The following is a 22,095-nucleotide window of genomic DNA, read 5'->3' as shown; positions in this document are numbered from 1 at the left end:
CTTACACGGGGAGGAAGTTGACGGGGTGGCTGTCGGTCGCCCACAGGTACTGCACCGCGTACGCCCGCCAGGGCCGCCATGCCCCGGCGCGGGCGGTGAGGGCGGCCGGGGTGGACGGCAGGCCCAGCTCCCCCGCCGCACGCCGGATACCGAGGTCGGTGGGGAGGAAGGCGTCCGGGTCACCGAGGGCACGCATGGCGATGACATCGACCGTCCAGGGCCCGAAGCCGGGCAGGGCGAGCAGCCGGTCCCGGGCCTCGGACCAGTCGCTCTCGACGCCCAGGCGGAGGGTGCCGTCGGCGAGTTCACGGACGAGGGTGGTGAAGGTGGTGCGCCGGGTGTGGGGCATCGCCAGCGTCCCGGGGTCGACCGCGGCCAGTGCCTCGGGGGAAGGGAAGAGGTGGGTGAGGCCGCCCTCGGGGTCGTCCAGGGGCTTGCCGTGTGCCGCGACCAGGCGGGCCGCGTGGGTCCGGGCGGCGGCCGTGGACACCTGCTGTCCGAGTACGGCGCGGACGGCGAACTCGGCCTCGTCGACCGTGCGCGGCACGCGGCGGCCGGGGGCCTTGTCGACCAGGGGAGCGAGGAACGGGTCCGTGCGGAGGTGGTCGTCGACGGCGACGGGGTCGGCGTCCAGGTCGAGCAGGCGGCGGCAGCGGCTGATCGCCACGGTCAGGTCGCGCAGGTCGCTGAGGGTGAGCCGGCACGCGATGTGGTCGGGGCGCGGGGCGAGCGCGACGATCCCGTGGCCGTACGGGAGCCGGAGCGTGCGCCGGTAGGCGCCGTCGCGCCACTCCTCGACGCCGGGTACGGCCGTGGCGGCGAGGTGGCCGAAGAGGTTGGAGGGGTTGAGCGGGGCACGGAACGGCAGCCGCAGGCTGATCCCGCCCGGTGCGCCGGCTCCGGACGTCGGGGTGCGGGCGCGCAGCTCGCTCGGGGTCAGGGCGAAGACCTCGCGGACGGTGTCGTTGAAGGTCCGGATGGAGGAGAAACCGGCCGCGAAGGCGACGTCCGCCATGGGCAGCGGGGTGGTCTCGATGAGCAGCCGGGCGGTCTGGGCGCGCTGGGCGCGGGCGAGCGCGAGGGGGCCCGCGCCCAGCTCGGCGAGCAGCTGCCGTTCCACCTGGCGGGTGCTGTAGCCGAGCCGGGCGGCGAGGCCGGGCACGCCCTCGCGGTCGACGACGCCGTCGGCGACGAGCCGCATGGCACGGGCGACGAGGTCGGCGCGCTGGTTCCACTCCGGGGAGCCGGGGCTGGTGTCCGGGCGGCAGCGCTTGCAGGCCCGGAACCCGGCCTGCTGGCAGGCGGCGGCGCTCGGGTAGAACGTCATGTTCTCCGGCTTGGGCGGGACGACGGGGCAACTGGGCCGGCAGTAGATCCGGGTGGTCAGCACGGCCGTGAAGAACCACCCGTCGAACCGCGCGTCCTTGGACTGCACGGCGCGTACGCAGTGCTCCCGGTCGAGGTGGGTCACTGTCTGCATGTGTCCAGGATCGACCCCCGCGGCCCCCGTCCGCTGGCGAGAATCCGACATGTACCTTGCCTTGGCCAGGGCTTCGGCGGAACCCGCTCAGGGGCAGGCGTAGCTGAAGGTCGCCGTCGCCTCCAGCGGGCGTGGCCGGTGCGCGACGCGCAGGCGCGCGGTGCCGCGGAAGTGGCCGGGGCCGCGGACCGTCCAGCGCAGGTGCACGCGGAGCGTACGCACGCCGCGGCGCGCGGTGCTGACCAGCTCGCCCGTGTCGTGCCCGGTGCCGCGGAGCCAGTGGTAGCTGACGGGGCCGCCGGTGCCGTCCGTGGTGACGACACCGACCAGGTCGGCCGTCTGACCGCAGCGCAGCTCCTCAACGGGGGCGTGGACCCGGACGGCCAGGACCGGCGGGGCGGGCGTGGGACGCAGGTACAGCCAGAGCAGGAGAACCGTGATCACCGCGAGTGCCAGGGCGCCGGCCCGCCCGCGGCGTCTGCGCCGGGTGCGCAGGGAGGAGGCCGCGGGTGCGGTACGCGCCGGGGCGGACGCGGCGTACGTCGCGTCAACGGGCACGCCGGGTCCGAACCGGAGAAGGATCTCCCCGCCGTCCTCCCCGACGGGCCCCGCCGGCCCGCCGCCCCGGTGGCGCAGGCCGAGCACGGTCACCTGTTCGTTCGGGGCCCCATCGGGCCCGGCGGGCCCGGCGGGCCCCAGGACGCGGCGGGCGCGGCGGACGCGGCCGGCCAAGGTGGCCGGTTCGTCCGGGAGGGCCGCACCATCGGCACGATCGGCGACGGGGGGCGGGGCTGCCGGTCCCGCACCGCGATCGGCCTCCGCCGAGCCGCTGGGCGAGGCCGCCGAGCCGCTGGGCGAGGCCGCCGGGCCGGCCGGGCGGGCGGCACCGTCCGCCGATGATCGCGTCGGCTCCGGGGATGCGGGGAGCGGAGGAAAGCCGGGGGTCGTCCTGGTCACCGCCGCGCGCAGCGCCCTGCGGCGGAGGAAGTCGGGTGGGAGGCAGGCGCGGCCGGACACCAGGGTGGCGCGGGCCGCCGCGAGGCCCTCGGTCTCCGCGGCAGCGGCGCAGCGTGCCAGGAGGTCCGCGGCGGGAGTGCCCGCGGCGGCCCAGGCGGTGGCGAGGGTCCGGGCCAGGGCGGCCCAGGCCCGCGTGTCCGCGGCATGGGCGGCGGCCGCCCGCGCGTCGGCCGGCCCGATGTCGGCGGCCGTGGTGTCTCCCAGCACCGTGGCCAGTGCCGCCTCGGCCAGCAGGGCGACACCGTCCGGGGCTAGGACCACGGTGCGGGGGCCGAGGGAACCGTGGGCGAAGCCCGCCGCGTGCAGGGCCAGCAGGGTCTGCGCGGTCTCGTTGAGCACGCTCGCGGCGCTGCCCGCGTCCTGGCCGGGGCCGTCGGCGCGCAGCACGTCGGCGAGTACCGGCGCCGGCGGCCGGGCGGTGATCAGCCAGACCTCGCCCGCCTCGGCGACGAGGTCGACCGTGCCGAGCAGCCCGGGCAGCCGGAGTTTCGCGGTGGCCAGCACCGCGCCGGCCAGACGCTCCCGCGCTCCCTGGGGTGTGAGCAGGGCACGGTCGACGCGCAGCGCGCCGTGCACCGGTCCGCCGGACCGTGCCGGGAGCAGGGCGTGCCAGGTGCCGTGGCGCGCGTCCCGGGTCCAGCCGGAGAGGGGCCGGCCGGCCACCGTGGTGGCTGTCGTCGTCATGTCCGTCCGTTCGGGGTTCAGCACGGCGGTGCGTCCAGGGACGCCGTCCGGGGGCCGTTCGCGGCCGGCGGGTCGCTGGTGAGGGTGACCTCCCAGCTCCCCCGGCACGGGTGGTTGGAGAAGTCGGCCTCGAACGTCACGGCGTACCGCGTGCTGCCGGACAGGGGCTGCGTCTGCGAGCCGTAGGGGTCGGCGGGCGTGTCGACGTAGTAGTTCGCCGTGACGGTCAGCGGCCCGGTGCCCGTGGTCTCTACCATCACCGCGGCGATCAGCGTGCCCGGCCGCTGCCCGCGCTGCCAGGACCCGATGGTGATCGTGACGGTGCCCGCGCCGGCCGGAGGGGCCGGGGCGGTGCTCGGTGTCACGGCCGGTGCGGTCGTGCCCGTGGACGGGGTGGGCGACGGGGACGAGGGTGAGGGCGACGGCGAGGACGAGCTGTCCGAGGCTGCCGCGGTGGGCGTCGCGCCGGTCGCCGGCGGGGCGGGGGCCGGCGACGCGGATGCCCAAGTACCCGGTGAGGTAGGTGTGTTGAGGACCGACGGGGTGGAACGGGCCACGGTCACCGCCGTCTCGTGCGGGCGGCCCTTCGCGTACGTCGCCCCGCCCGCGACGATCACGAGCGCGGCCGTCGCACCGGTGGCGACCCTCCAGCCACCGCGCCTGAGCCGGCCCAGGAGGGTCAGGGCCCGGGCCGAGCCGTCCAGGGCCGCTGTCGTGGTCAGCGGGAACAACAGGGCGAGCAGCGCGGCCAGTTCGGCCAGCCGCCGTCGGCCCCGCTCCTCCCAGCCCGCGCCGTACCCCTCGGTGGCCAAGCGTTCGAGGTCGGCGAGGAGGGCCTCGACGCCCGGCCGGTCCGCCGGGTCCTTCGCCAGGCCGGCACGCAGCAGGGCGCGCACCGGCCCGGGGACGTCGTCCAGCGGGACGGGGGCGCGCAGGTGCTGGAGGCGCAGCGCGGTGAGGTCGCCGCCGGGGAAGGGCAGCCGTCCGGTGAGGCACTCGAAGAACACCACGGACGCCGCGTACACGTCGGCGGCCGGGCCGCCGGCTCCGCCCTGCCACTGCTCGGGCGCCATGTAGGCGGGCGTGCCGGCGGAGTCGGTCTCGCGTCCGCTGCGCACGGCGATGCCGAAGTCGGCGAGCGTGCTGCTGCCGTCGGCGCGGACCAGCACGTTCTCCGGCTTGTAGTCGCGGTGCACGACTCCGGCGGCGTGCGCCGCGCCGAGCCCCAGCAGGGAGCCCTTGAGCAGGGCGAGCGCGGCCTCGGGGCCGGTCGTGCCGTGCCGGCGCAACAGTGCGCGCAGACTGAACCCGTCCACCGCCTCCATCACGATGGCGGCACCGGCGCGTGCCTCGACGTACTCGTACAGCCGGACCACGCAGGGGTGCCGCAGCTCGCCGAGCAGCCGGCCCTCGGCGCGGAAGCGGGCGAGGAACTCCCGGTCCGCGAACAGGCGCCCGCTGAGGTACTTGATGGCGACGGGCACACCGGTCGCGAGGTGCCGGGCCAGGACGACCCGGCCGCCGGACCCCTCGCCGAGGGTGCGGATCGGCTCGTAGCCGGGTACGGTCCAGCCGGTCCCGTCCGGTGGCTGTGTCATGCCGTCCCCTCCACCGGAGCGCCGGATGCGGTGGAGGGCACCGCCGTGCGCGCCGCCGCCCGGCGGCGGATCAGGCGGGCCAGCGTGCGCACGGGCGCGGACCACACCGGAAAGGCCACCAGCGCGACCACGGCGGCCTCGATCACGGTGGTCCACGGTGCGGCCAGCCTGTCGCCCAGCAGGTCGCCGATCCGGGAGCGCCAGGCCAGCACGGCCAGGGCGAGGAAGCCGTAGGTGCCGGCGACGACGGCCAGGCCGTAGGCGGCCATGCCCGCCTGACGCGGGCCCGGCCGGTTGCCCGCGCGCAGGTCCCGCCACAGGCCGGTACGGAAGTACGCACTCGCTTCCTCACGCAGCCGGGGCACGCGCAGCACGTCGGTCAGCGCCTGGTAACCGTCCAGCGGCATCAGGGGGTTGAAGTTGTACAGGGTGTTCAGGTAGAGGCCGAAGGCCAGGTGGTAGAGGACGGCGGAGGCCGGTCCGGCGGGCAGCAGGGCCGCACCCGTGGCGCACCAGCCGGCCAGGGCCGCCGTGGACAGCGGCCCGGACAGGGCCACCACGACCCGGGACCAGCGGGAGCCGAGCCACATGTCGCTGGTGTCCACGAACGCGAACGGCATGCCCATCATCAGCAGGAACCCGCCACGCCGGACCGTGCGGCCGTACGACTTCACGGCGAGCGCGTGGGTCAGTTCGTGGACGAGCAGCGCCGTCACGTACCCGGCGATGAGCAGCACGGGACCCCATGCGCCCGCTCCGCCGAAGTCCAGCAGGCGGTGGCGTCCCTGGGCGGTGAGGAAGGCGACGAGGCCGCCCACGACGGACAGCCACGCCAGCGTCACGCCGGTGCGGGTGAACAGCCGCCAGCCGAAGGACTGGTAGAGGCGGGTCACCAGCCGGTCGAGGCCGGGGACGGACACCTCCAGTTTCAACAGGGCCCGGTGGACGGCGCGCGCCGCCCGGCGCCAGCCCCGGGGCCGTTCCTCCTCCGGCCTGCCCGGCAGACCGCGCAGCAGCCCGGCGTCCGCGAACGCGGCGAGCGCGGACTCGATGCGGGGCAGGGCGAGTTCGCCGTAGCGCTCGGCGTACGCGAACAGCAGGTCCCGTACGGTGCTCTCACCGTCGACCGCCTGCCACAGGAAGACCTGGCGTTCGTCGAGCTCCAGATACCGCCCGGTGCGGGTGCTGCTGAGCACCCAGCGGGGCTCGGCGCGATCGCCGGGCACCTGCTTGAGGGCCCAGCCGGAGCGGCGGCGGGGGCGAGCGGTGAGCGGGCCGGTCGCCTCCGGGGCCTCCTCCTGTGCGGGGGTGGGGAGTTGGGTCAGCTGGGTGCCCACGACCATCGTGCGCGAGCCGATCCTCGCATCGCGCGGCTGCTCGAACACGAAGCGTACGTCGCCCACGGACAGCTCGGTGCCGTCGGCGAGGCCGGCCACGCCTCCGTGCAGTTCGGCGCCGGCGACCGCCGTGCCGTTGAAGGAGTCCAGGTCCTCGATCCGGAAGCCGTCATCCGTACGGACGATTCGGGCATGGCGGCGCGAGACGCTGCCGTCGGCGAGGACGACGTCGTTGTCCGCGCCCCGGCCCAGCGTGGTGACCGGGCCGGTCAGCGGGACGAGCAGGGTGGGGTCGTCGAGACCGCGCAGCTGGGGCGCGGCGTACCTCGTCGGTGCCGCACCGCGCCGGAGGGTGCCGCAGCGCAGGCAGTACGGGAAGTCGCGCCGCGTGCGGACGCGGCAGACATGGCAGAGCATGCGGTGGCTCAGCCTCCGCCGGAACCGCTGAGGAAGGTTCCGCCGTTGAAGCCGCCGTCCGCCTCGGGCGCGGCGGGCGACAGACGAGTGGCCGCGTCGCCGGTGCCGGGCAGGCCGATGCCGCCACGGACGGTGGTCCCGGCGTGGCCGAGGGCGCCTTCGCGGCCACCGCCGCCGGGCTCACCACCGCCACCGCCACCGCCGAAGCGCCGGCCGTTCTCCGAACCCCCTACGCCGTCGCCGGAACCGCCGCCTTCGCCGCCGCCGGGTTCACCGCCACCACTGGGACGACGGCCGTTCTCCATGGGATCCGAGCCACCACCGTCACCACCCTCACCGCCACCACCGCCGCCGGGTTCACCGCCACCGCTCGGACGACGGCCGTTCTCCATGGGATCCGAGCCACCACCGTCACCACCCTCACCGCCACCGGGCTCACCACCACCGCTCGGACGACGCCCGTTCTCCGGATCGCCGGCCCCCTCACCGCCGCCCTCGCCACCGCCGCCGCCCTCGCCACCGCCGCCGCTGTCGCCACCACCGTCGCCTTCGCCACGGTCATAGATGCCGCCGTGCCCGGAGTGACGGGCGTCGCCACCGTCTTCGCCACCGGCCCCACCGAAGCCACCGTGGCCGCCGAAGCCACCGTGGCCGCCGAAATCTCCGTGGCCGCCGAAGTCCCCGGATCCGAAGCCATCGGCGCCGCCGCCGAAACCGCCGTCACTGAAAGCACCGTCGCTGAAACCACCGTCAGCACCGCCGAAGCCACCGTCGGTGCCGCCGAAGCCGCCGCCCTCGCCGAAGCCCCCGCCACCGAACTCTCCGAAGCCCCCCTCAGCGCCCCCCGCATGGCCTCCGAGGCCGCCGAGGTCCGTGCCGTCCGCCTCGTTCCCGAAACCGCCGAGACCGCCGAGACCGCCGAACTCACCGGACTCGCCGAATCCGCCGAATCCGCCGAACTCGCCCGCGTTGCCGCCCGCCTCGCCCGGGGCTCCCTCGAACAGCTCTCCGCCCAGCAGACTGTGGGCGCCCGGCGAGGAGGCGTCGACACCGCCGGGGCCCTCCTGCACGTCGGTGTGCACGGGAATGTCGGTGTGCGCCGGAACGTCGTGGTGGGCCAGCGCATGCGCCGCGCTTCCGAAGAACAGGGAGGACTTGGACAGGCGCGGATCCAGTGCGGTCGGCCCCCCGTCGGCCCCTGACTCGACGCGCAGGGAGCGGAGTGCGTCGACCTGCGCAGGGGTCAGGCCGAGTCTTCGGGCCACCTCCGCGCTGTCGCCGTGCAGTACGGCTCTGAAGGTGGGGTCGGCGGCCAGCCGGATCATGGCAGCACGGTAGGCGTCGTCGGTCATGGCTGAGGTCTCCGTCGGTCTGCGGGCACTGATGCCGATCGCGGCGGAGCCGAGGATCCCCCTGGTCGGCGGGCAACTGCCATTTCCGGCCATCCCCGCCGATACCTGCTGGAGACGTTATAGAGGTCGTGGCATGAGCAGCGCAAGAGCTTCGACCTCGACATTCGGGCCGGTATCACACACGACCCGGTGGTGCGGTGGCTGCGAGGCGGCTCATGCCCACCGATCACATACGGCCATCGCAGACGGCCATGGCGTCAGCCGCCCCGGCGGTCGTCCGAGCCCTGCGTGTTCCCCTGCCGGAACGCGGTGGCCCACTCCGCCGTGGTCCGCAACCCGCCGAACGTGTAGAAGTGCACCTTCACCGCGCCGTGCCGCTCGGGGTCGTAGCGTTGGGCGAGGGTGTGCAGGAAACGGTCCGGGCCGGCCGTACCCATGAGGTTGGTCAGTGAGAAGCCGTACTTGCGGGCGACGGAGGCGCTGGTCGCGACGCCGAAGCGGGTGGCGTAGCCGAGCAGCCGGCGAACGCCCGCCGGCCCGGGAACGCCGATCCGGACGGGCAGGTGCACGCCCCGGGCGCGGGCGGCCTCCAGCCAGGTGAGGACCGGGTCTGCGTCGAAGCCGAACTGGGTGATGACGTCGCCGCCGAAGCGGTGCGCCCCGATGGCCGCCGCCTTGTCGGTGAGCGCCGACCACAGCGCGCGGTCGGCTATCGCGGGGTGGCCCTCCGGGTAACCGCAGATGCCGATGTGGCGGACGCCGTGGCGCTGCAGCAGTCCGGTGCGCAGGACGGCGAGGGCGTCCTCGTAGGGGCCCTCGGGGCGGGCGGGGTCACCGCCGACGACGAAGACGTTCTCGGCGGTGCCGTCCGCGGCCAGCCCGGCCAGGAACTCCTCCAGGGCCGCGCGGGAGGGCAGGCGGCGCGCGGAGAGGTGCGGTACGGGGACGAAGCCGAGGCGCTTGACGGCGCGGGCGGCCGCCAGCCGCATGCCGAGGTCCTCACCGGCGAGGAAGGTGATGTTGATCCGGGTGCCCCGCGGGATGCTGCCCTGCGCCTCCTCCAGCCGGGGCACGTCCTTGCCGGTCATCTCCAGGGAGAAGTCGTCCAGCAGAGCGGCACCGACGGCCGTGGGGACGGTGAGAGCGGGTTTCATCGTGCTCCTCGTACGACGGCGTTCCTGACCCCGGCCGATGATGCCACGGGGGCGATGGGGCGGGGGCACGGGGGCGAGGCACGGTTTCACCACCCGCTCCAGCCAGCTCCACGAGGGCCTCGGCCTGCTGCTGTACAGCCGGCTGCACGTGCCCCCCGTACGCCGGGCAGGCAGCCGCAGCGATCGCCTGACCCTGCCGCTGCTGGCGCTCGTCGTGCTCGCCGGTCTGAGCGCCACCGCCTCCTCGATGACCAACCCCTACGCGCCGCTCGTCCGCCAGTGCCACGCCCTGCTCGCCCCGGCCCCGTTCGCGCTGTGGCCGTTCGGCCGCCTGGTGCACGCGTTCGCCGTCCCGTTCGGTTACGTCGTCCGCCCGTACGTCGTCCACCGCTCCCGGGGTGGCGGCACGGGTGCCCGCGGCGCGGTTGTGGACCGGTGATCCGCACCCACTTTGGCCCTGGTGACCGGACCACGGCCCCGGCAGGGTGGTACTCCCGAACCCGAGGAGCCAACCCGAGGAGACCCTCACCATGCGATTCCGGCACGCGGACACCATCTGGGCGGCGTTCCCCGAACTGGCCTCCGGCGCGCTGTACGCCACCGGCATCGGCGCCGGTACGGACACCGGCCCGCGCGCCGCCGCGTACACCGCCCGCGCCCTGGCCCGGCTGTCCGGCACGACCGAGGGCGAGTTTCCCGAAGTGCTGGCCTGGCGGCGGACGTTCACCCGGCTCGGAGTGAAGCCGACGCAGTACCGCTGTGCCTCGGAGTCGTTGCTGCGGCGGCTGCGCAAGGAGGGAACGCTGCCGCGCATCCATCCGCTGGTCGACCTGTGCAACGCACTGTCGGTGGCGTACGCGGTCCCGGTTGCGGTCCTCGACGTCGACCGGGTCGCCGGGCCGCTCCTGGAGGTGCGGCCGGCGGCCGGCGACGAGACGTACACGGCGTTCGGCGGGGGCGTCGAGCGGCCCGCGCCCGGCGAGGTGACCTTCGTCGACTCCGCGGGGCGGGCGCACGCCCGGCGCTGGACCCACCGGCAGAGCGGTCATTCTGCGGTCGGTGAGCACACCCGCCGGGTGCTGGTGGTGGCGGAGGCCATGCACGACGGCGGTGCGGAGCTCGTGCCCGAGCTGCTGAAGACGCTGCAGGAGGAGGTGGCGGCGCACTGGGGGGCGGTCACGGAGACGGCCGTGCTCACCCGGACCGCACCGGACTTCCTCCTCGGCGACTGAGCCGGGCGGCATGACAGCATCGGCGGGATGGACGAGGAGACGGATGTGCCCGCGGCGAGCGAACTGCCGGGCCACGGCTCCGACTTCCTGCAGTTGGCGGCCGGTGACGTGCCCGCCGGCGGGAAGGCGGAGTGGCTGGCGGACCGGCTGCGGCAGGCGATAGCGGACGGCCGGGTGGCGCTGGGCGGCAGACTGCCGCCGACCCGGGTGCTGGCCGCCGAACTCCACCTCTCCCGCGGGGTGGTCACCGAGGCGTACCGCCGGCTCGCCGAGGACGGCCACCTGGAGGGCCGCCGCCGCGGGGGCACGGTGGTCGTCGCTGTCCCGTTCACTCCGGCTCGGGACGCGTCCGGGGGCGGGGACCTGGGGAGGGAGGAGGCGCCGGGACAGCCCCCGCATGCCGCGCACGGCGGTACTCCTCCCGGCGGGTCCGCGGCGCCGGGCACCACCGTGCGCGGCGCCGTGCCGTCGGACGCACCGCAGCCACCGCCCGCACACGTCCCCGCCGCACCGCTCTCCGTCACCCCCGGAGCCCTGCCCTCACCGACACCCGGCCCCCCGGCCCCCGACACACCGGGCGCCCTGTCCCCGCACGCACCCAACGCCCCGACCCCCAACACACCCGGAGCCCTGCCCCCGCGCACACCCCGCGCCCCGGCCCCGAGCACACCCGGTCCCCCGTCCGGGCAGACGCCCCGCCCCCTGGCCCGCACCCACCCGGGTGCGCCCTCCCCCACCCCGCCGCCCTCGCCGTTCTCCCGCGCCCCCGGCGCCGATGTCTTCGACGCGCTGCGGGACGCCCCGGCCGTGGTCGACTTCACTCCCGGGCGGCCGGACCTTGCCACCTTTCCCCGTACCGCCTGGCTGCGGGCCGAGCGGGCCGTGCTTGCGGGGCTGTCCGCCGAGCACCTCGGCTACGGCGACCCCCGTGGCGCGCCCGCGCTGCGGCGGGCCGTCGCCGACTGGCTCGCGCGGATGCGGGGCGTGCGGGTGGAGCCGGACGAGGTGCTGATCGTCGCCGGCACCGCCCAGGCGCTCACGCTGCTGCACCAGGTGCTGCGGGCGGACGGCATCGACACCGTGGCCGTGGAGGACCCCGGCTCGCTCGGGGGCCGCCAGCATCTGCGCAACGGCGGTCTCGACACCCCGCCGGTGCCGGTGGACGCGGACGGGATCCGGGTCGACGCGCTGCGCGCGACCGGCGCCCCCGCGGTGCTGCTCACACCGGCCCACCAGTTCCCCACCGGGGTGGTGACCAGTGGCGAACGCCGGCGTGAGCTGCTGGGCTGGGCGCGGGACGGCGGGCTGATCCTGGAGGACGACTACGACGCCGAGCACCGCTACGACCGTCCCCCGGTCCCCGCGTTGCGGGCGCTGCTGGCCGACCGGGTGTACTACATGGGCAGCGTGTCCAAGCTGCTCGCTCCGGCGTTGCGCATCGGCTGGCTGGTGGCTCCGCCCCGCCATCGCGCGGCCCTGGTCGACGCCAAGCGGTTCAACGACCTGGGCAACCCTGTGCTGCCGCAACTGGTGCTTGCCCGGCTGATGGAATCCGGGGAACTGGAGCGCCGGCTCCGGCTGTTGCGGCGCCGGCACCGTCGGCGCCGCGACGCGATGATCGCCGCCCTCGCCGAACACCTGCCCGGCGCCACCGTGCACGGCGCCGCCGCCGGCCTGCATCTGACGGTCACGTACGAGGCGGACGTACCCGACACCGAGGTGGCCGCCGCCGCGCTGACCCGGGGCGTGAAGTGCCAACCGCTCTCCTGGCACCGGCAGTTGCCCGGCCCGCCCGGACTCGTCCTCGGTTACGCCGCGACCGCGCCGGGAGCCATCACCGAGGGTGTGGCCCTGCTCGGCGGGACCCTGCGCGCACTGGCGCCCTGACCGCAGGGCCGGCGCCGCCCCTTGCCGTCGGCGCGCCAACGGCTCCGCGGATCAGCCCACTTGACGGGCGAACACGTCGTAGGCGTGCTCGCCGAAGAGGACGAAGCGCACCTCCTCGACCGCCGTCGCCGTGTTCCGCACCGTCTGAACGGCGATCCGTGCCGCGTCCTCCATCGGCCACCGGTACACACCCGTGGAGACGGCCGGGAACGCGACCGTACGGGCGCCGAGTGCGTCGGCGACCTTCAGGGACTCGCGGTAGCAGGAGGCGAGCAGGTCGGAGCGGTCCTCGCTCTGGCTGTACACCGGGCCCACCGTGTGGATGACCCAGCGGGCGTCGAGTGCCCCCGCCGTCGTGGCGACCGCCTGGCCGGTGGGCAGGCCCTTGCCGTACCGGGAGGCTCGCAGGGCGCGGCACTCCTCCAGGATGGCGGGGCCGCCGCGCCGGTGGATCGCGCCGTCCACACCTCCGCCGCCAAGGAGGGAGGAGTTGGCGGCGTTGACGATCGCGTCGGCGCTCTGCAGGGTGATGTCGCCCTGGACGAGGGTGATGGTGGTCATGTCTGCCTCAGTCTTCGCCATACGGCCTTGGCCGCGTTGTGCCCCGACATGCCGTGCACGCCGGGTCCCGGCGGGGTGGCCGAGGAGCAGATGAAGACGGCCGGATGCGGGGTGTGGTACGGGAACAGGGACAGTCTGGGACGCAGCAGCAGCTGGAGGCCGGACGCCGCGCCGCAGGCGATGTCGCCGCCGACGTAGTTGGCGTTGTGGGCGGCCAGCTCGGCGGGGCCGGCGAAGGCGCGGGCGAGCACGCGGTCGCGGAAACCGGGGGCGAAGCGCTCCAGTTGGCGTTCCATGGCGTCGGTGAGGTCGCCGGACCAGCCGTTCGGGACATGGCCGTACGCCCAGAAGACGTGCTTGCCCTCGGGAGCGCGCGTCGGGTCGACGATGCTGGGCTGCACGGTGATCATGAACGGTCGGCCGGGGGCCCGGCCCTCGCGGGAGGCGGCGCGCAGGGCGGTGGAGATCTCGGTCTGGTTGGCGCCGATCTGGACGGTCGTGGCGGCGCGGGGCTCGGGCGCGGTCCAGGGCACCGGGCCGTCCAGCGCGTAGTCGATCTTGAAGACGCCGGGGCCGTAGCGGTAGTTCCGGTAGTGGTCGCCGAAGCCGGCGATGCGGGCGAGCGCGGTGGGCGAGGTGTCGAAGACGTACGCCCGCGCGGGCGGCAGGTCGTCCAGGCGCTTGACCTCGTAGTCCGTGTGCACGGCGCCGCCGAGGTCCTTGAGGTGGGCGGCGAGGGCGTCGGAGATCGCCTGGGAGCCGCCGCGGGGCACCGGCCAGCCGCGGGCGTGGGCCGCCAGCGCGAAGGTCAGGCCGACGGCGCCGGTGGCCAGGCCGTTCAGCGGCGCGATCACATGCGCGACCAGCCCGGCGAACAGGGCCTTGGCCCGCTCGTCCTTGAAGCGGCGCAGCAGCCAGGTGGACGGCGGCAGCCCGGCCAGGCCGAAGCGGGCCAGGGTGACCGGGTCGCGTGGGAGCGCGGTGAGCGGCAGGGACATGAAGTCGCGGACGAGGGTGTCCCAGTGGGGGAGGAACGGCTCGACCAGTCTGCGGTACGCGCCCGCGTCGCGCGGTCCGAAGGAGGCGGCCGTCTCGGCGACCGAGCGGGACAACACGGCCGCCGTGCCGTCGAGGAAGGGGTGGGCCATCGGCAGCTCGGAGTGCAGCCACTCGAGGCCGTAGCGGTCGAGGGGCAGGGCGCGGAACGCGGGTGAGTTGACGCCGAGGGGGTGGGCGGCCGAGCACGGGTCGTGCCGGAAGCCGGGCAGGGTCAGTTCCTCGGTCCGGGCGCCACCGCCCACGGTGGACTTCGCCTCGAACAGCGCGACGGAGAAGCCGCGGCGGGCCAGCTCCACGGCAGCGGTCAGTCCGTTCGGTCCCGCACCCACCACGACCGCATCGAGCATCGACGGCACCTTCGGACCCCTTCGTCAGCCGATGGTCACTCGGGGTCAGGATATGCCGCAGGACCGACATTCCCTCGGGCCGGGTGGCCCGGCGCCGGGTGACCGGGGGGCGGCGCCGGGTGGTCTTGCAGGCCGACGCCGGGGCGCGGGGGGGGGCGGAGTGGGGTGAGCCGACGTCCCTGGCCGCCCGGGGCGACCGGGGCGACCGGGCGCGCCGTCGAGTGCGGTGCCGGGCCGACGGCGCCGCGCGCTGCGGGCCGTGCTTCCGGATGGGGGCCCGTTGTGGCTTGTCGGCATGCGGGCCCGGTGCGGCTGACGGCGTGCGGGTCCCTTGTGGCTTGTCGGCATGCGGGTCCGTTGTGGCTTCCCGGTCCCGCCCGCACAGCGGAGCCGCATGTCGCGACGGCCCCGCGCCCCTGGGGAGTGGCGGCCACCGCGCCCGCAGGGCGTGCGCAGCCGCCGCCGTGCCGGGCGTGTCCCCGTGGGAGTCAGGCCGTCGTACCCAGCAGCGCTGCCACCCGGCGGGCGGTCGCGGTGTCGCGGGCCGCGGTGAACGGCAGGGCGTTGCCGCCGGTCACGCGGAACGGCTCGCCGGCGCGGGTGAGATGCGTGCCGCCGGCCTCCTCGACCAGGAGCAGGCCTGCCGCATGGTCCCAGGCCGCCTCCCAGGAGAACGCGACGGCGTCCAACTCGCCCCGGGCGACGGCGAGATACTCGAGTCCGGCCGAACCGCAGGGGCGGGGGGCGAGGCCGTCGGTCCACAGGGCGCGCAGTGCGCGCTTCTGCTCGTCGGTGGTGTAGTCCGGGTGGGACGTGGCGACGACGAGGTCGCGGCCGGGCGCGGGCGGGCCCGCGAACAGCCGCTCGCCGTCGAGGAAGGCACCCCCGCCGCGGACCGCGATGGCGAGCTGGTCGCGCGCCGCGGCGTAGGTCCAGGAGGCGAGGACGACGCCCCGGTGGGCGAGTGCGACCAGGGTGCAGAACCCGTCGTCGCCGTGCACGAACTGGCGGGTGCCGTCGACCGGGTCGACGATCCAGACCGGTGCGTCGCCCTGGAGCGCCGCGTACGTCGCAGGGTCGGCGTGCACCGCCTCCTCGCCGACCACGACCGAGCCGGGCAGCAGGGCGCCGAGGTCCTCGGTGAGCCTGAGCTCGGCGAGCCGGTCGGCGTCCGTCACCAGGTCGTGGGGGCCGCTCTTCTGGTCCACCTCGTGCTCGGCGAGGCGGCGGAAGCGGGGCAGGATCTCGGCCGCGGCCGCCTTGCGGACCGCTTCCTCCACGTCGGCCGAGCAACGGTCGAGAAACTCGTCGATGGTTTCCGTCTGTTCGATCATGCCTCCATGAGAGCACGCCCCGCTGACAATCCCCGCCCGCCCGGTGCACAGCGGATGGAATCGGGATGAAGAACAGGTGCCTGATGATCGCTCAACGGCCCACCGCGTACCCCTGCATCCCGCGGGGGTTGGCCGCCGCCGACAGCACACCGCTCCGCGGGTCCCGGGCCACCGCGCACAGGCGTCCCTCGGACCAGGCGGGGCCGATGGTGACGTCGTGGCCGCGCCGCCGCAGCTCCTCGATGACGTCCGGGTCCGTGCGGGACTCCAGGGTGACGCTGCCGGGGCGGCGGCCGCGCGGGTGGAAGGAGCTGGGGAAGCTGTCGTTGTGCCAGTTCGGGGCGTCGATCGCGCCCTGCAGGTCGAGGCCGCCGCGGACCGGGGCACGCAGGGCGGCGGCGAGGAAGAAGTGCAGCTGCCACTGGTCCTGCTGGTCACCGCCGGGCGTGCCGAAGGCCAGGACGGGCACGCCGTCCCGCAGCGCGAGGGACGGGGTCAGGGTGGTGCGCGGGCGGCGGCCGGGGGTGAGGGAGTTCGGCAGTCCCTCCTCCAGCCAGGTCATCTGCAGCCGGGTGCCGAGCGGGAAGCCCAGCTCGGGCACGACAGGGTTGGACTGCAGCCAGCCGCCGCTGGGGGTGGCCGCGATCATGTTGCCCCAGCGGTCGACGACGTCCAGGTGGCAGGTGTCGCCACGGGTCGTGCCGTCGACGGCCACGTGCGGCTCGCCGGGGATCTCCGCGACGGTCGGCTCACCGGCGCCCATCGGGTCATAGCCGCGCTCGTCGCCGCTCTCCACGCGCGCGTAGGACGGCAGCCGCGGGGTGCGTCCGCCGGGGCTGCCCGGCCGCAGCTCCCAGGAGGCCTTGGCGCCGACCAGGGCCCGCCGGCCGGCGTTGTAACGGTCCGAGAGCAGGTCGGCGAGCGGCACCTCGGCGGCGTCCCCGTACCAGGCCTCACGGTCGGCCATGGCGAGCTTGCAGCCCTCGATCAGCAGGTGGACGTACTCGGCGGAGCCGTGGGCGGGCAGCTCGGGCGGGAGCAGGGCGAGCTGCTGCAGGAGCGCGGGGCCCTGGCTCCAGGGACCGGCCTTGCACACGGTCCAGCCGTGCCAGTCGTAGGTCACAGGCGTCTCGTAGGTCGCCGACCACCCGGCGAGGTCGGCCTCGGTGAGCGTGCCGGTGTGCCGGGTCCCACTGGTGTCCGTCGTGGGCCGCCGGGACTGCCGCACCAGCGCCTCGGCGATGAACCCGCAGCGCCACACCTCGCGCGCGGCGTCGATCCGGGCCTCCCGGCCCCCTCTGCCCGCGGTCTCGGCCAGCAGCCGCTTCCAGGTGGCGGCGAGGGCGGGATTGCGGAAGAGCTCACCGGGCCGGGGCGCCCGCCCGCCGGGCAGGTACACATCGGCCGACGAGGTCCACTCGGTCTCGAACAGCTCCCGCACGGTCTCCACGGTCCCGCCGACCTTCTCCACGGGCGCGTGCCCGTTCTCGGCGTATCCGACGGCGTACTTCAGCACGTCCTCCAGGGACTTCGTGCCGTGGTCGCGCAGGAGCAGCAGCCAGGCGTCGAAGGCGCCGGGCACGGCGGCCGCGAGCGGCCCGGTACCGGGTACGAGGTCCAGCCCGAGCCCCCGGTAGTGGGCGACGGTGGCACCGGCCGGGGCCACGCCCTGCCCGCACAGCACGCGCACCGCACCGCCCGCCGGGGCGAGGAGAATCGGTACCTCTCCGGCCGGCCCGTTCAGGTGCGGCTCCACCACGTGCAGCACGAAGGCCCCGGCCACGGCGGCGTCGAAGGCGTTCCCGCCGTCCTCCAGCACCGCCATCGCCGACTGGGAGGCAAGCCAGTGGGTGGAGGACACCATCCCGAAGGTGCCCTGCAGGGTCGGCCGGGTGGTGAACACGGACGCCTCCTCGGCTCGGGTACGTCTTGCGGGTGATCGTACGAGCGTGATCGCCGTCCGGGGAACACCGCGACCAGCCACGACGTTGATCTCGTGCGGCAGGAAGGAGGGCCCAGGCGGTGCACGGTGAGTACAAGGTGCCCGGCGGCAAGCTCGTCGTCGTGGACGTGGAGGCCGAGGACGGCGTGCTGCGGCACGTGCGCGTGGCGGGCGACTTCTTCCTGGAGCCCGACGAGGCGCTGGACGCGGTCAACGGCGCGCTGGAGGGCGCTCCCGCGGACACGGACGCGGCGGGCCTGGCCGCCCGGATCGAGGCCGCCCTGCCCGTGGGGACGGTGATGTACGGCCTGACCTCGGAGGGCGTCGGGATCGCGGTGCGCCGGGCCCTCGCGCGCGCCACGGACTGGACCGACTACGACTGGCAGCTGATCCACGAGGGCCCGCAGCCGCCCGCCCTGCACATGGCGCTGGACGAGGTGCTGACCGCGGAGGTCGCCGCGGGCCGGCGCCCGCCGACCCTCAGGGTGTGGGAGTGGGCCGCCCCGGCGGTGATCATCGGCAGCTTCCAGTCCCTGCGCAACGAGGTGGACCCCGCGGGCGCCGCACGGCACGGCATCGAGGTGGTGCGGCGGATCTCCGGCGGCGGCGCGATGTTCGTGGAGCCGGGCAACACGATCACCTACTCCCTGTCGCTGCCCGAGTCCCTCGTCCGGGGCCTGTCCTTCCAGGACAGCTATGCGTATGTGGACGACTGGGTGCTGGGCGCCCTCGGCGACATGGGCATCCGGGCCTGGTACCAGCCGCTGAACGACATCGCGACCGACCAGGGCAAGATCGCGGGCGCGGCGCAGAAGCGGATCGTCGGACCCGGCGGGGGCCCGGGGGCCGTGCTGCACCACGTGACCATGGCGTACGACATCGACGCCGACAAGATGACCGAAGTGCTGCGCATCGGGCGGGAGAAGCTGTCCGACAAGGGGACGCGGAGCGCGAAGAAGCGGGTCGATCCGCTGCGGCGGCAGACGGGGCTGCCACGTGAGACGGTCATCGACCGGATGATCGAGTCGTTCCGCGCGCGGTACGGCCTGACGCCCGGCAAGATCACGGACGGGGAGCTGGCGCGGGCGGAGGAACTGGCGCGCAGCAAGTTCACGTCGAAGGAGTGGACGGCGAGAGTGCCGTAGCCGCCGGCCCGCCAAAAACTTCGGGTCTCGGCGCTGGAGGACGACATCGCGGCGGCCGACCATGGCGGCACGAAGTTGCCCTACGACCGCACGCTGAACGTCAAGATGGCCGACGCCGCGCATGCGTTGCGGTTCGGAGAGGGCATCGCGAAACTCCCGGACTTCTTGAAGGACGTGCCTGTCCTCGATGTCGCCGCGGCGGCCGCCTGCGGTCTCGTCGAGGCGAAGGACCACCACGACAGGGGCTGGTCCTGGCAGCACTCCATCGCCGTGGACGGCGGCGCCGCGCTCGGAGGCCTGGGCGTCGGTCTCGCCGTCACGGCCGCACTGCCCGTCGAGAGCGTCGTCGACGCCTGCGTGTGGGTATGGTGCTGGTCATCGGTGCGACCGGAGCGAGGACATCCACGACCATGGTGTGGTCGGCGGTCTCCTGCACGGCACCGGCAACGTCCTTTCGAAGACCGGGGACGACTTCGTACCGTCCCTTCCGGGGCTGGGCACCTCCTGGTACGAGCGCGGAGCGCGATACCGGCTGCGCCGGGTTTTCACGGGAGCCCTCTGGATCCTCGTGCTGGCCTTCCTCGGCTCCATCGTGTGGCGACTGTACGAGTCGTTCCGACCCGACCTGCCGACCGCTCTGCGGCCGGTGTGGGACCGGGCGCAGGCGGCCGCGGCCTGTGCAGCTCTCGTCTGGGGGTGGCTGGCAGCGCGCCGACGACAGGAAAAGGCGCTCCAGACCCCCCGCCCCGACCGAGGCCCGTGCGGCACGACGCGCCAGGGCCGGCCGCGACGTGGGACTGGCCCTGGCCGGTCGCTTCCTCTGGCTGGTCGTCATGCCCGGCTTGTTCGGGTATGCCGTCGGAGAGTTCCGGGTCGTTCTGACCGTTCGTGAATCCGCTGCCAAAGTCGGGGCCCGCCGCTGGCTGGAGGCGCGCCCCCCGGGGAGATGAGCCTCCCTGTGGCCGGTCGCGGCACCTGTCCTCCCGGCCTTGGCAGACTGGGCCGTCGGACGGTCCCTCGTGCCCTTCACCGTCCGCGCCTGCCCCGGCGAACCCGGGCGCCCGTCGCCGGGTCGAAGCCCAAATCGGGCAGATCGGTACGTCGTGAACCTGGCGCCGTAACCGCCCGCGCACGCTGCGAGTTTTCGCTTCCGCCGCACAGGGAGTCATGTGACACTGGCGTCCCCGTACCACCCTGCGGACCCCTTCCGTACCCCCTCCCCCACGAGAAGTGCGCCTTGCGTTCTCTTCCTCTGCCGCTCGCCCTCACCGCGCGGATCTCGCCGGTCGCGGTCCTCGCCTGTGCCGGCTGGGCGCTGACCTCCGGCCCGGTCGCGCCGGCGGCGGCCGGCGGGCACCAGGCAGCCCAGAAGACGTCCGCCCAGTCCGCCTCCGCCGGTTCCTCCGACGCCTCCGGTCCGGCCGGCTCGTCGGCCGGCGCGGGCGCGAAGGCGTACTCCACCGCGCCGTCCCCCTGCACCAGCGTGCCCGTGGCGACCCTCAAGTCCCTGGTGCCCGGGGCGAATACGGCCGGCAAGGAGATCCCGTCGACGGACACCAAGCTGCGCCGCACCTGCTCCTGGAACGCGCTGCAGGGCTACGACTACCGCTGGCTCGACGTGTCGTTCGAGATCAGCGAGTCGGAGAAGGAGGCGGAGCAGGAGTACCAGCAGCGGGTGGGCGAGAAGAGCGGCGGCGGGACCGTACCGGGGCTCGGGGACAGCGCCTACTCCGTGGTGAACCTGACCACCGAGGACAAGCAGCAGACCCGGGAGGGGGTGGTGATGGTGCGGGTGTCCAACGCCCTCGTCGTCGTCACCTACAACGGGAGTGACTTCGAGACGAAGAAGGCGCCGGATACGGACGTCATCAACAAGGGGGCCATCCAGGCGGCGCGGGCCGCCGTCGGCGCGCTCGGGGGCGGGCAGTCGCAGTCCGGGTGAGCGCCCGCCCCCGTCCGGCGCTACGCCGTGGGCTGCCTGCGGCCCGTCATCAGCGTGAGCGCCAGGTACAGCACCAGGGACGTGCCCAGGCCCACCGCCCAGCCGTAGTCCGCGAGGGGTGACAGGGCCGGGACGGGGCGGCCGTCGATCAGGGGCTTGAAGCTGGCGCCGCCGATGGCGAGGACGCCGCCCGCCAGGAAGGCGACGACCGCGCGCCAGTTCCAGCCGGCCGCGTACCAGTAGCGGCCACCCGTGCGGTAGAGGTCGGCGAGGTCCAGGCGGGTGCGGCGGAGCAGCCAGTAGTCGGCCACCAGGATGCCCGCGACCGTGCCGAGCAGACCGCCCACGAGGCCGAGCCAGGTGAAGATGTAGCCCTGCGGGTCGGAGTACAGCTTCCAGGGGAAGATCAGGACCGCGAGGACCGCCGTGATCAGGGCTCCGGTGCGGAAACTCACCCTTCTCGGCGCCACGTTGGAGAAGTCGAAGGCCGGGGAGACCAGGTTGGCCGCGATGTTCACCGAGAGGGTGGCCACCAGCACCGTGACGAGGGCGTACAGCAGGCCCACCACGTTGTCCGTCTTCGCCGCCAGCTGCACCGGGTCCCAGACGGGCTTGCCGTACACCGCCTGGGAGCCGGACGTGACCAGCACGGACAGGAACGCGAACAGGGTCATCGTGGTCGGCAGGCCCAGCGCCTGGCCCCAGGTCTGGGCCCGCTGGCTCCTGCCGTAGCGGGTGAAGTCCGGGATGTTCAGCGACAGGGTCGACCAGAAGCCGATCATGCCCATCAGCGACGGCCAGAACAGCTTCCAGAAGTGGCCGCCCCAGCCGAGCGTCGACGGCTGGTCGAACAGCGGGCCGACGCCGCCGGCCTTGCTGCTCATCCACCACAGCATCACGAACGCGCCGACGAGCACGAAGGGCGCGGCCCAGTTCTCGAAGCGGCGGATGGTGTCCATGCCCCGGTGGATGATGGCGACCTGGATCACCCAGAAGATCGCGAACGACAGCCACATGGTCCAGGCGTAGCCGCCGACGTGCGCCGCGTTCGACCAGCTGTCGCCGATCAGCTTCCCGGCGAGGAAGTAGATGGCCTCGCCGCCGATCCAGGTCTGGATGCCGAACCAGCCGCAGGCCACCAACGCCCTTACGACCGCGGGCAGGTTGGCGCCGCGCACGCCGAAGGAGGCGCGGGCGAAGACCGGGAAGGGGATGCCGTACTTGGGGCCGGCGTGGCCGGTCAGCAGCATCGGTACCAGCACGATCAGGTTGGCGAGGGCGATGGTGAACACCGCCTGCTTCCAGTCCATGCCGACGGCGATCAGGCCGGAGGCCAGGGTCCAGGAGGCGGTGTTGTGGGCCATCCCGACCCAGAGCGCGGAGAAGTTGTACGTGGTCCAGGTGCGCTTCTCGGCCGGGACCGGCAGCAGATCCGCGTTGGCGTAGGGGCCGCTGGGCTGCGGCGAACCGGGGGCGAGTGTCACCCGGCCGTCGGGAAGGGTGACTTGGGCGGACGGTGGTATGGCCGTGGGAGCGGTGTCGGTCATGGGCAGGCCAATCAAGCGAGGTGGGACGGGAGAGGCCGTGCGGGCACCAGCCCCTCCCCG

The 22,095-nt window shown here is 74.4% G+C and carries 16 protein-coding genes; 6 read left to right on the top strand and 10 right to left on the bottom strand.

What is annotated here, in order from left to right:
- Position 1 precedes the first annotated feature (1 nt).
- From ACZ7HQ_RS09710 to ACZ7HQ_RS09695, 4 genes are all read right to left on the bottom strand, one after another.
- Positions 2 to 1,480, bottom strand: a complete 1,479-nt coding sequence (locus ACZ7HQ_RS09710) for an AlkA N-terminal domain-containing protein (RefSeq protein ID WP_470986837.1) — start codon at positions 1,478 to 1,480, stop codon at positions 2 to 4.
- Between the two features lie 87 nt (positions 1,481 to 1,567).
- Positions 1,568 to 3,181 carry a hypothetical protein gene (locus ACZ7HQ_RS09705; protein WP_470986835.1) on the bottom strand — a complete coding sequence of 538 codons (1,614 nt, stop codon included), beginning with the start codon at positions 3,179 to 3,181 and terminating at the stop codon, positions 1,568 to 1,570.
- Positions 3,182 to 3,198: 17 nt separating this feature from the next.
- Positions 3,199 to 4,779 carry a serine/threonine-protein kinase gene (locus tag ACZ7HQ_RS09700; RefSeq protein WP_470986834.1) on the bottom strand — a complete coding sequence of 527 codons (1,581 nt, stop codon included), beginning with the start codon at positions 4,777 to 4,779 and terminating at the stop codon, positions 3,199 to 3,201.
- Positions 4,776 to 6,533, bottom strand: a complete 1,758-nt coding sequence (locus tag ACZ7HQ_RS09695; protein ID WP_470986833.1) for a PqqD family peptide modification chaperone — start codon at positions 6,531 to 6,533, stop codon at positions 4,776 to 4,778. The genes ACZ7HQ_RS09700 and ACZ7HQ_RS09695 overlap by 4 nt, the downstream gene beginning before the upstream one ends.
- A 143-nt stretch (positions 6,534 to 6,676) precedes the next feature.
- On the opposite strand from ACZ7HQ_RS09695, the gene ACZ7HQ_RS09690 reads away from it, so the two are divergent.
- Complete coding sequence (locus ACZ7HQ_RS09690) at positions 6,677 to 7,735, top strand: hypothetical protein (RefSeq protein WP_470986831.1); 1,059 nt, start codon at positions 6,677 to 6,679, stop codon at positions 7,733 to 7,735.
- Positions 7,736 to 8,142: 407 nt separating this feature from the next.
- Here ACZ7HQ_RS09690 and ACZ7HQ_RS09685 read toward each other — a convergent pair whose 3' ends face one another.
- The gene (locus ACZ7HQ_RS09685) at positions 8,143 to 9,039 is read right to left on the bottom strand and encodes a methylenetetrahydrofolate reductase (protein WP_470986829.1); all 897 of its coding nucleotides are present in this window, start codon (positions 9,037 to 9,039) and stop codon (positions 8,143 to 8,145) included.
- A 40-nt stretch (positions 9,040 to 9,079) separates the two neighbouring features.
- Here ACZ7HQ_RS09685 and ACZ7HQ_RS09680 point away from each other — a divergent pair, with 40 nt between their 5' ends.
- From ACZ7HQ_RS09680 to ACZ7HQ_RS09670, 3 genes are all read left to right on the top strand, one after another.
- Positions 9,080 to 9,478, top strand: coding sequence for a respiratory nitrate reductase subunit gamma (locus ACZ7HQ_RS09680; RefSeq protein ID WP_470986827.1), 399 nt, complete (start codon positions 9,080 to 9,082; stop codon positions 9,476 to 9,478).
- Positions 9,479 to 9,569: 91 nt separating this feature from the next.
- Positions 9,570 to 10,271 carry a B3/B4 domain-containing protein gene (locus ACZ7HQ_RS09675; protein ID WP_470986825.1) on the top strand — a complete coding sequence of 234 codons (702 nt, stop codon included), beginning with the start codon at positions 9,570 to 9,572 and terminating at the stop codon, positions 10,269 to 10,271.
- Positions 10,272 to 10,298: 27 nt separating this feature from the next.
- Positions 10,299 to 12,158: an aminotransferase-like domain-containing protein gene (locus ACZ7HQ_RS09670; RefSeq protein ID WP_470986823.1), complete on the top strand. Its 1,860-nt coding sequence runs from the start codon at positions 10,299 to 10,301 to the stop codon at positions 12,156 to 12,158.
- A gap of 51 nt (positions 12,159 to 12,209) precedes the next feature.
- Here ACZ7HQ_RS09670 and ACZ7HQ_RS09665 read toward each other — a convergent pair whose 3' ends face one another.
- From ACZ7HQ_RS09665 to ACZ7HQ_RS09650, 4 genes are all read right to left on the bottom strand, one after another.
- Positions 12,210 to 12,719, bottom strand: a complete 510-nt coding sequence (locus ACZ7HQ_RS09665; RefSeq protein ID WP_470986822.1) for an O-acetyl-ADP-ribose deacetylase — start codon at positions 12,717 to 12,719, stop codon at positions 12,210 to 12,212.
- Positions 12,716 to 14,134: a phytoene desaturase family protein gene (locus ACZ7HQ_RS09660; protein WP_470986820.1), complete on the bottom strand. Its 1,419-nt coding sequence runs from the start codon at positions 14,132 to 14,134 to the stop codon at positions 12,716 to 12,718. Before ACZ7HQ_RS09660 ends, ACZ7HQ_RS09665 begins: the two co-directional genes overlap by 4 nt.
- A gap of 479 nt (positions 14,135 to 14,613) precedes the next feature.
- The gene (locus tag ACZ7HQ_RS09655) at positions 14,614 to 15,459 is read right to left on the bottom strand and encodes an inositol monophosphatase family protein (RefSeq protein ID WP_470986818.1); all 846 of its coding nucleotides are present in this window, start codon (positions 15,457 to 15,459) and stop codon (positions 14,614 to 14,616) included.
- 91 nt (positions 15,460 to 15,550) lie between these two features.
- The gene (locus ACZ7HQ_RS09650) at positions 15,551 to 17,362 is read right to left on the bottom strand and encodes a gamma-glutamyltransferase family protein (protein ID WP_470986817.1); all 1,812 of its coding nucleotides are present in this window, start codon (positions 17,360 to 17,362) and stop codon (positions 15,551 to 15,553) included.
- A gap of 119 nt (positions 17,363 to 17,481) precedes the next feature.
- Between ACZ7HQ_RS09650 and ACZ7HQ_RS09645 the strand changes: the two genes are divergently transcribed.
- Both ACZ7HQ_RS09645 and ACZ7HQ_RS09640 read left to right on the top strand, forming a co-directional pair.
- Positions 17,482 to 18,546 carry a lipoate--protein ligase family protein gene (locus ACZ7HQ_RS09645; RefSeq protein WP_470986816.1) on the top strand — a complete coding sequence of 355 codons (1,065 nt, stop codon included), beginning with the start codon at positions 17,482 to 17,484 and terminating at the stop codon, positions 18,544 to 18,546.
- Positions 18,547 to 19,783: 1,237 nt separating this feature from the next.
- Entirely contained in the window at positions 19,784 to 20,488 is a 705-nt protein-coding gene (locus ACZ7HQ_RS09640) for a hypothetical protein (RefSeq protein ID WP_470986814.1), read from the top strand.
- A 20-nt stretch (positions 20,489 to 20,508) separates the two neighbouring features.
- On the opposite strand, the gene ACZ7HQ_RS09635 is transcribed toward ACZ7HQ_RS09640, so the two are convergent.
- On the bottom strand, positions 20,509 to 22,035 hold the full coding sequence (locus ACZ7HQ_RS09635; RefSeq protein ID WP_470986812.1) for an NCS1 family nucleobase:cation symporter-1: 1,527 nt from the start codon (positions 22,033 to 22,035) through the stop codon (positions 20,509 to 20,511).
- Positions 22,036 to 22,095 lie beyond the last annotated feature (60 nt).

Source organism: Streptomyces sp. NPDC037290 (assembly GCF_055603245.1).
Note: the sequence above shows the minus strand (reverse complement) of the source record. Positions and strands in the feature narration are given on the sequence as shown.

What these genes read in the sequence shown, in the direction of transcription:
- ACZ7HQ_RS09655 (WP_470986818.1), bottom strand. Translation starts at nt 15,459, where the DNA reads ATGATCGAACAGACGGAAACCATCGACGAGTTTCTCGACCGTTGCTCG.
- ACZ7HQ_RS09670 (WP_470986823.1), top strand. Translation starts at nt 10,299, where the DNA reads ATGGACGAGGAGACGGATGTGCCCGCGGCGAGCGAACTGCCGGGCCAC.
- ACZ7HQ_RS09635 (WP_470986812.1), bottom strand. Translation starts at nt 22,035, where the DNA reads ATGACCGACACCGCTCCCACGGCCATACCACCGTCCGCCCAAGTCACC.
- ACZ7HQ_RS09695 (WP_470986833.1), bottom strand. Translation starts at nt 6,533, where the DNA reads ATGCTCTGCCATGTCTGCCGCGTCCGCACGCGGCGCGACTTCCCGTAC.
- ACZ7HQ_RS09675 (WP_470986825.1), top strand. Translation starts at nt 9,570, where the DNA reads ATGCGATTCCGGCACGCGGACACCATCTGGGCGGCGTTCCCCGAACTG.
- ACZ7HQ_RS09680 (WP_470986827.1), top strand. Translation starts at nt 9,080, where the DNA reads ATGCCACGGGGGCGATGGGGCGGGGGCACGGGGGCGAGGCACGGTTTC.
- ACZ7HQ_RS09700 (WP_470986834.1), bottom strand. Translation starts at nt 4,779, where the DNA reads ATGACACAGCCACCGGACGGGACCGGCTGGACCGTACCCGGCTACGAG.
- ACZ7HQ_RS09685 (WP_470986829.1), bottom strand. Translation starts at nt 9,039, where the DNA reads ATGAAACCCGCTCTCACCGTCCCCACGGCCGTCGGTGCCGCTCTGCTG.
- ACZ7HQ_RS09710 (WP_470986837.1), bottom strand. Translation starts at nt 1,480, where the DNA reads ATGCAGACAGTGACCCACCTCGACCGGGAGCACTGCGTACGCGCCGTG.
- ACZ7HQ_RS09705 (WP_470986835.1), bottom strand. Translation starts at nt 3,181, where the DNA reads ATGACGACGACAGCCACCACGGTGGCCGGCCGGCCCCTCTCCGGCTGG.
- ACZ7HQ_RS09665 (WP_470986822.1), bottom strand. Translation starts at nt 12,719, where the DNA reads ATGACCACCATCACCCTCGTCCAGGGCGACATCACCCTGCAGAGCGCC.